The organism is Deltaproteobacteria bacterium GWC2_65_14 (assembly GCA_001797615.1).
In the GTDB taxonomy this organism is placed as follows: Bacteria; Desulfobacterota; Deferrimicrobia; order Deferrimicrobiales; family Deferrimicrobiaceae; genus GWC2-65-14.
This window is the reverse complement of sequence record MGPV01000031.1, coordinates 27,389-27,753: the sequence shown is the minus strand read 5'-3', so window position 1 is coordinate 27,753 and position 365 is coordinate 27,389. Positions and strand designations below refer to the sequence as shown.

The following is a 365-nucleotide window of genomic DNA, read 5'->3' as shown; positions in this document are numbered from 1 at the left end:
GTAGCGGTGGGCCTTCCGGGATTCCTCAGAACCGGCGGTTGTCGAAGATGCGCCGGGTCTTCCTCTCGGACCGCGGCAGCGTGCCGGGCGGGAGGATCTCCACGGAGCAGGACACCATGAGGTTGCGCTTGATCTCGGCGGCGATCGCGCGCGAAAGGGCCATGTCCGCGCTCGCGCCGACGCGGCCGGCCCGCTCCAACTTGAGCTCCATGTGGTCCTTCCCGTCCTCCCGCCTTTCGAAGAGGAGCTGGTATTCGCTGCCGGCGCCGTCGATCTTCGAGAGCACCTCGTCCACCTGGCCGGGGTAGATGTTCACCCCCCGGAAGACGACCATGTCGTCGGATCGTCCCAGGATCCTGTCGTGG

1 pseudogene (cut by a window edge) is annotated in these 365 nt (G+C 67.1%); it reads right to left on the bottom strand.

Going from position 1 to position 365, the window contains the following annotated elements:
- Positions 1 to 25 precede the first annotated feature (25 nt).
- Positions 26 to 365 (bottom strand): annotated as a pseudogene (locus tag A2X88_03890) (phenylacetate--CoA ligase); it runs 953 nt beyond the window's last position.